This is a genomic window from Asaia sp. BMEF1 (genome assembly GCF_051628905.1).
Lineage (GTDB): Bacteria > Pseudomonadota > Alphaproteobacteria > Acetobacterales > Acetobacteraceae > Asaia.
In genome coordinates, this window is the sequence record NZ_CP157575.1 from 530,811 (window position 1) to 537,500 (window position 6,690).

A 6,690-nucleotide genomic window follows, 5' to 3' on the forward strand; every position below is an offset into this window, starting at 1 on the left:
AAATGTCAGCTATCGCGCAAAAATTGAGCGGGAGGTCGATGTCCACACGAACGATGCGTGGGACAAGTTATGCGCACTCATTTCAATCGTTAAGAAAACTTGGTTGCCATGCCGCGCGGCATCATTCGTGCAAATAATACGTGTTATTCAATTCTTCTCGGTACCAGAATAGTGCTGAGAGAGGGAGTGATGGATGGCTGGTCTTACTGACATGGAAGAACTTATTGCCACTGTGCCCGAGAAGGACATCGCCAATTATCTTCGGGAGGCATTCGTCTGTTACGGTGCCGGTGCGTACCGAGGCTGTATCGTCCTCACCCATACAGCCCTCTTTGAAGGCTTGCGGACAAAGCTGCACGCTGTTGCCGCGGTGAACAGCAAGGCGAGGGAGGTTCTTGCGATGATTGAGCCGCTTGCCAGCAAACAGAAGGTGTTCGAATCAAAACTCATCGACCAAATGAAGGCAGGCACGATCATCACGCAGCTCGAGGCCGATATCCTTGAGCAGCTCAACAAACAGCGCAACAAAGCAGCGCATCCGTCGGGCCACCTGGTCACTGCTGAAGAGGCACGTTTCGTATTCTCCGAGGCGATCCAAAAATTCCTGTCGCAACCGATACGCCAGACGTCGGTGCTCGTAGATGCCATTATCACTCGCCTGCCCGAGCCCAATTTTTTTCCAAGTGCGATTTTTTCAGATATCACGCTTGTCGTTGATGAGGAGACCGAGAGCCTCGACATTCTCGGGCTTCCTCAGCTTGTCGTCAAAATCGCTGACATGCTTGACAGCGACGATCCCATTGCAGTGCAAAATGCCGAGCGCTTCCTTCTTGTGCTTACTAGCCGCAAGGACACCAATCTTCGGGAAAGCATCATCAAGGCCGTAATCACACCCAAGGCAACGACCGGCACACACGCGACACTCATAGCACAACTGGCCGCCGTCGATCCCGCCATCCTTAAGAGCGCCCCGCCCGTAACTAAGGCGCGCGTGGCCACACTGTTGCTCAGCAATGGCAAGACAGTCGGAGTCGCCGTTCCGTATGCCGAACTACGCAATCCGGCACATGTACTTGCATCCGCCGTAAAGGAACTAGGCGAGACGTTTATGCTTGCCAATTACAAGGATTTCACTGATTGGGTCATCGATGAGGCGCCAACCGCACCCGAATTCATCGATGGGATCGCTGGGACGCCCACGCTCTTCTCCCAGCTCCAGTTACGCTACCGGGCAAAGGCTGCGCATTCTCAATTCGCTGAATCCAATGCGTTTGCGAGCGTGCTCCCGGGCATAGACGCGGCGCTCGGCAAAGCAGCTTCGGACGAACAAGCCTTTTGGTTGCTAGCCGCGGTGGTGAAAGGCGCTTACTGGGGTGCTTACACGTCGATCGCATTACGCGATGCGCATTTTCAAGCGCTTCCAACCTTACGCGCCAAAGCCCTTGCCTTCGTTCCTGCCGACACTTCCAAAGCGCAGGAAATCCTCGACAGCTCTTATTTCACGGGAAGTCCGACCGAATTTTCCGCCCAGTATCTGGAGGACGCTCTTCCCCCCTAAAGCTATGGAGCGAATGGTCGGGCCTGCGCCTTATGGTCAGCTGCTCTCCACAATACTCCTACGGCTTGTCATCAGTTAAGTCCTGAGTTGCGCCTGAGGCTTGTACTTTCTGGCTTCCTGTGCTGACTGTTTCCTCGGTATTTTGGGAGGCAGACAGATGCGGCGCTATGGTTTGCGTGACGATCGGTGGGAGCGGATAAAAGACCTTCTTCCCGGTCGGAAGGTCATGTCGGCGGCACGGCTGCTGACAACCGCCTGTTCGTGGAGGCTGTGTTGTATCGCTATCGCGCAGGCATTCCCTAGCGTGATCTTCCTGCCCGTTTCGGTGACTGGAAGAACGTTCACAGACGTCTGCGTCAATGGTGTGAAAGCGATGTGATCGAACGGATCTTTCGCCATCTGGCCGCAGATCACGACAATGAATACATGATGATCGACAGCACGATTGTCCGGGCTCATCAGCATAGCGCCGGCGCCCTGAAAAAAGGGGGCCTGATCAGGCCCTGGACGATCCCGGGGTGGACCTGACTACAAAAGTCCATGCCATCTGCGACGCCTTGGGCAATCCGGTGGAACTCGATATCACGCCGGGGCAGGATGCGGATATTACCCAAGCAGAAGTCCTGTTGGAAAAGATCGACCCGGATGCCTTTCTTGCCGACAGGGCGTATGACGCGGACAGGTGATCGACAGACTTCGCCCTTTACAAGGAGCGAGATCTTGTCGAGCGGTTCTTCAATAGTCTCAAACAGTTCCGCGCTATCGCAACACGCTACGACAAGCTTAAATCCACTTTCCTTGCCGCCGTGCAGTTCGCTTCAATCGTCATCCTGCTTAACTGACGACAAGCCGTAGAGGGCGATTGAAGTGCTTAAAAGACGCGTCGGTGAATACATACCCGAGCATAATGGCATTAACGAACTGCCCTGATGGAGAGCGGACATTGAACCTCGTCGCAGAAGATGCTACGAGACTACCGCGAGGCCACACGACCCCAGCCGTCCTAGGGGATTTTCGTATGGACGGAGCCGTTACGGTTTATTGGAAGAGTGGTTCTCGCGCTCGTTTTTCACTCCGAGCGGGTCTCGTTTGCGACGAGGCTCATAGATCGTGTAGAACCAAAGATCCTCGGGCCTGTTAACTTTTGATCGCAAGACCACTTTGACTGTGGCGGTTTGACGGAATGGAAATGACACTACTGCGCTCACAGCTCTGAGATCATTCGATGTGTAGGAACGAGGATTAAAGCTTCGCACGGTTGTAGAGTCGATATTTGTCAAAATTTTTTCTATGGCGCCCAGTAGCACAAAAGATTGAAATCGCATCGCTGCGGTTCTTCCTGGTCTGGTAATATGCCTCCAACCGCTTCTCGTGAAATGAATGCGTGGACCATTGTCCCCTAAAGATAGCTTTCGGCAATTAAGGTCTTTATACAAAGCTCTCGATGAGACTTGGAAATGCTCCTTAGCTCGTATGTGAGGAAAGTCTTCCCTCGTAGTTGAAATCTGCGGTAACATCAGATCGAAATGTAAGTTTCCCGCCAATCGAGCGATGATCTTTTTAGCAGCAGCATCGAAGATGTTGTCTTTGGGGACATATACGCGCGTTCTGCCGATTGCGGATGGCTCGCGAACGTTGACCCATCTTGCAATACCGGTGTCAGGCTCAACATGAATCAAGATGGCACCTCCAGCTAGACGACGCCATCTGTCAAGGTTTCGTTCGAGCGTCTCGCGCGAGATTTGGACAGCATACCGTCCGTCGACGAGTTGGGCAGCTTGTCGCTTCACTTGCGCAAAGATTATCTGGCCCGTAGGACAATTACCCCGTTCTATGAAAATCAGACCATCGATACCGTCATCATTCTGACTGTCGACTTGTTGCCAACGACTTTTCCAGTCCTCCAGGACGATATTTTCCACCTTAACAATGCCGAGCTGTCCAGCGCGTTGGCTACTCATTCCTCTCGACATCGCCACAAGTAATTACCCCATCCTAAAGATTACCAATGTTAATTTACCAGCGACACTGACCATCTTCAATGGTTCTATCCAACTGACGATCTGAACCGGCAGGGCAAGTACACTAGATGCGCTTTTCGAACCCTCTTGCTTGCGGGCATGCCGTGGCGGCATGACATCAATCGGGTATAGCTTATTCGACCCGTCAAACTGCTCGAATGAACAGGTCCACCTCTGAGCCGGAAACGCAGCCGTCAATTCGCTCTACGAGAAGAATGCTATTCCAGAATCGTTCATGCCTCGTCCTTCCTTCTCGTAACGCCGCCATACGCCAGTATTTGTACGACGCGCCTCTATCCGGGACTACCCATAACTACGATTCCGTACGCTTGGACGCGCATGGACGCGCTCTCTCGTATTGCCGTTTTTCTTTGAAATAACAGTCATCTGTCCGGATCGTGTGCCTGTTTTCCTTGCCTTGCGGTCGGAAGAGAGCAACGATGACGAACAGGCCCAACCAGTCCATTGCCCCGGCGTATCGGCCGCCCAAGCCCGAATTGCGGCTCGTCCTGCGCCCCAACACACCCGACCCGCGCCTGGTGGCACTTGTCCGCCTCATGGCACGCTGTGCGGCACGGGACTGGTTCCGGTCGCAGCAACAGGAGCACCGCCGCTCCGGACCGTAAGGGATGCCTTGTCATGAAGGTCGCGCTCTACGCCCGCTATTCGTCCGACAACCAGCGCGACGCCTCGATCGCCGACCAGCTTCGGGTCTGCCGTACCCACGCGGAAAAGCAGGGCTGGACCATCGTCGAGGAGTATACCGATCACGCCATTTCGGGCGCCTCACTGATGCGGCCCGGCATCCAGGCGCTGATCGCCGATGCACAGCGCGGACGGTTCCAGATCGTGCTGGCCGAAGCGATGGATCGCCTCTCCCGCGACCAGGAGGACATCGCCGGCGTCTTCAAGCGCATGAATTATGCTGGCGTGCGGATCGTCACCCTCTCCGAGGGCGAGGTTTCCCACCTTCATGTCGGCCTCAAGGGCACGATGAACGCCCTGTTCCTGAAGGACCTGGCCGAGAAGACGCATCGCGGCCTGCGCGGCCGGGTCGAACAGGGCAAGTCCGGCGGCGGCAATGCCTACGGCTATGACGTGGTACGCAGGCTCGACGCCAATGGCGAGCCGATCCGGGGCGACCGCACCATCAATCCAGCGGAAGCCGACGTGGTCCGTCGCATCTTCCGCGACTTCGCGTCCGGACTGGGACCTCGCGCCATCGCTTTCCGTCTCAACGACGAAGGCATCTCAGCCCCAGGCAGCGGCGCCTGGGGTTTCTCGACCATCAACGGCAACCGGACGCGCGGTACCGGCATCCTCAACAACGAGATGTATGTCGGAAAGCTGGTCTGGAACCGCCAGCGCTTCATCAAGGATCCCGACACCGGCAAGCGCCAGGCCCGTCCCAGCCCGGAAGCCGAATGGGTGATCCAGGAGGTGCCGAACCTGCGGATCGTCGATCAGAACCTGTGGGACGCGGTCAAGACACGACAGGCCAGCGTCAGCGCAAGCCGTGACACACGCGACACATCGTCGCCCGATCATTTCCGCGAGAAACGCCGCCCCCGTTACCTGTTCTCGGGCCTGAGCAAATGCGGCTGCTGCGGTGGTGGCTATTCCATGATCTCTGGCACCCTGCTGGGCTGCTCGACAGCCCGCAACAAGGGCACCTGCGACAATCGCGCCAATATGCGCCGCGAGGAGCTGGAGCGGCGCGTCCTCGATGCCCTGCGTCACCATCTCATGGACCCGGAGCTGTTCGCCGAGTTCTGCACGGCCTTCACCACCGAGATGAACCGGCTGCGCATGGAGGCGTCGGCCGACATCGGCGCGGCTGAATCAGAACTGAAGCGGGTCGAGCGCGACATCCAGCGCCTGATGGATCTCTATATTTCAGAAGCCATCTCGATCGCGACGGTCAAGGAGCGCGGGTCGAAGCTCGAAGCCCGCAAGGCGGAGCTGACGGAGCTCCTTGCGACTGCCGAAGCACCCCCGCCCCTGCTCCATCCTCAGATGGCGGAGTTCTACCACCGGCAACTCGCGCGCCTGCACGACATGCTGCATTCCGAGCTGGACGAGAAACGCCAGGAGGCGGCCGAAGTGATCCGCTCCCTGATCGAGGCCATCATCCTCACGCCATCCGACAAGGGACTCCAGATCGATGTCCGGGGCGATCTCGCCGGCATCCTGGCGGTCGCGGCAGGCGGACAAACGAAAACCCCAGCCCGTTATGGGACTGGGGTTCGTGATACGTTTGCATCGCAATTTCAGATGGTTGCGGGGGCAGGATTTGAACCTGCGGCCTTCAGGTTATGAGCCTGACGAGCTACCGGGCTGCTCCACCCCGCGTTGGGTGGGGTGTTGTGTGTGGGGTGGATCAGGGGACCTGGCGGCGACCGACTTTTCCGCATCTTAAGATGCAGTATCATAGGCGCTGGGGCGTTTCACGTCCGAGTTCGGGATGGGATCGGGTGGAAGTCTCCCGCCATAGCCACCAGGTCTTCTGATCCACCCGACCTCTGGTGTGTCGGTGTGGGAGGTTGGTGTGTTTGTATGATGAGTATGTTTTGCGTGGATGATTGCTATGCATGTGTATGCTCTGTCTTGCAGAGCGTTGTGTGAGCGATATGGGCGATTAGGACCGGTTAGCTTCACGTGTTACCACGCTTCCACACCCGGCCTATTGACGTGATGGTCTTTCACGGCCCTGTGAGACCTAGTTTTGAGGTGGGTTTCCCGCTTAGATGCTTTCAGCGGTTATCCCGTCCATACTTAGCTACCCGGCTGTGCCGCTGGCGCGACAACCGGTACACCAGAGGTATGTTCATCCCGGTCCTCTCGTACTAGGGACAAATCCTCTCAAGTCTCATACACCCACGGCAGATAGGGACCGAACTGTCTCACGACGTTCTAAACCCAGCTCACGTACCACTTTAATCGGCGAACAGCCGAACCCTTGGGACCTGCTCCAGCCCCAGGATGTGATGAGCCGACATCGAGGTGCCAAACCTCCCCGTCGATGTGGACTCTTGGGGGAGATCAGCCTGTTATCCCTAGAGTACCTTTTATCCGTTGAGCGATGGCCCGTCCACGTGGGACCACCGGATC

Annotated in this window: 4 protein-coding genes, 1 tRNA gene, 2 rRNA genes and 1 pseudogene (1 of these 8 cut by a window edge); 3 read left to right on the forward strand and 5 right to left on the reverse strand. The window is 56.6% G+C overall.

Going from position 1 to position 6,690, the window contains the following annotated elements:
• Positions 1–193: 193 nt before the first annotated feature.
• Complete coding sequence (locus ABHV46_RS02290) at positions 194–1,558, forward strand: hypothetical protein (protein ID WP_438382545.1); 1,365 nt, start codon at positions 194–196, stop codon at positions 1,556–1,558.
• A 157-nt stretch (positions 1,559–1,715) separates the two neighbouring features.
• Positions 1,716–2,400 (forward strand): annotated as a pseudogene (locus ABHV46_RS02295) (IS5 family transposase).
• A gap of 189 nt (positions 2,401–2,589) precedes the next feature.
• Here the strand turns inward: ABHV46_RS02295 and ABHV46_RS02300 are convergent.
• Positions 2,590–3,519: a DUF4365 domain-containing protein gene (locus tag ABHV46_RS02300; protein WP_438382546.1), complete on the reverse strand. Its 930-nt coding sequence runs from the start codon at positions 3,517–3,519 to the stop codon at positions 2,590–2,592.
• 615 nt (positions 3,520–4,134) lie between these two features.
• Positions 4,135–4,350, reverse strand: coding sequence for a hypothetical protein (locus ABHV46_RS02305; RefSeq protein WP_438382547.1), 216 nt, complete (start codon positions 4,348–4,350; stop codon positions 4,135–4,137).
• Here ABHV46_RS02305 and ABHV46_RS02310 point away from each other — a divergent pair.
• Positions 4,273–5,898: a recombinase family protein gene (locus ABHV46_RS02310; protein ID WP_438384170.1), complete on the forward strand. Its 1,626-nt coding sequence runs from the start codon at positions 4,273–4,275 to the stop codon at positions 5,896–5,898. The two genes, ABHV46_RS02305 and ABHV46_RS02310, sit on opposite strands and share 78 nt — an antisense overlap.
• Here the strand turns inward: ABHV46_RS02310 and ABHV46_RS02315 are convergent.
• The 3 genes from ABHV46_RS02315 to ABHV46_RS02325 all read right to left on the reverse strand — a co-directional run.
• Positions 5,855–5,931 (reverse strand) — tRNA-Met (locus ABHV46_RS02315). The two genes, ABHV46_RS02310 and ABHV46_RS02315, sit on opposite strands and share 44 nt — an antisense overlap.
• A 35-nt stretch (positions 5,932–5,966) precedes the next feature.
• Positions 5,967–6,081: ribosomal RNA gene (rrf, locus tag ABHV46_RS02320) — 5S ribosomal RNA — on the reverse strand.
• Between the two features lie 116 nt (positions 6,082–6,197).
• Positions 6,198–6,690 (reverse strand): 23S ribosomal RNA (locus ABHV46_RS02325) (it continues 2,248 nt past the right edge of the window).